The organism is Mesorhizobium sp. M6A.T.Cr.TU.017.01.1.1 (assembly GCF_004023115.1).
Classification (GTDB): domain Bacteria; phylum Pseudomonadota; class Alphaproteobacteria; order Rhizobiales; family Rhizobiaceae; genus Mesorhizobium; species Mesorhizobium mediterraneum.
Genome location: NZ_RZTA01000270.1, coordinates 1 through 716 on the forward strand (window position 1 = coordinate 1; position 716 = coordinate 716).

Below are 716 nucleotides of genomic sequence, written 5' to 3' on the forward strand. Positions count from 1 at the left end.
AATGCGGCCAAGCCGCAGCGGGAGCGGCTGACGCTGATCCGTATTTTCGAGGAGCTTCGCGGCCTCGGCTATGACGGCAGCTACAGTTCGGGGTGGCGGCATGCTCAGAGCTGGGCGGCGGATCGCGGCAGCGCCGTGGCCGAGGCCTACATTCCGCTGAGTTTTGCACCTGGCGAGGCCTACCAGTTCGACTGGAGTCACGAGGTCGTCCTGCTCGACGGCGTGACGGTGACAGTGAAGGTCGCGCACATGCGGCTCTGCCACAGCCGCATGTTCTTCGTGAAGGCCTATCCCCGCGAGACGCAGGAGATGGTGTTTGACGCCCATGATCGGGCGTTCGCCTTCTTCCGCGGAGCGTGCACGCGCGGCATCTACGATAATATGAAGACGGCGGTGGACGCGATCTTCATCGGCAGGGATTCGCCGCTACAACCGCCGCTTTGCGCAGATGTGCGGGCATTACCTTGTCGAGCCAGAGGCATGCACGCCGGCGTCGGGTTGGGAGAAGGGCCAGGTCGAGAACCAGGTGGGACTGGTGCGCGAGCGCTTCTCCATGCCGAGGCTACGCTTCAAGACGTTGGAGGATCTGAACGGCTGGCTGGCCGACAAATGCGTTGCCTAATGCCAAGGCGCGTCGGCATCCCGAACAGGGTGAGCGCACGATCTGGGACGTATTCGAAGAAGAACGCGCCAGCTTCATTCCCTATGCCGGTCGC

Annotated in this window: 1 pseudogene; it reads left to right on the forward strand. The window is 63.3% G+C overall.

Going from position 1 to position 716, the window contains the following annotated elements:
- A pseudogene (gene istA, locus EOB36_RS33930) lies at positions 1-716 on the forward strand (IS21 family transposase); the annotation flags it as partial.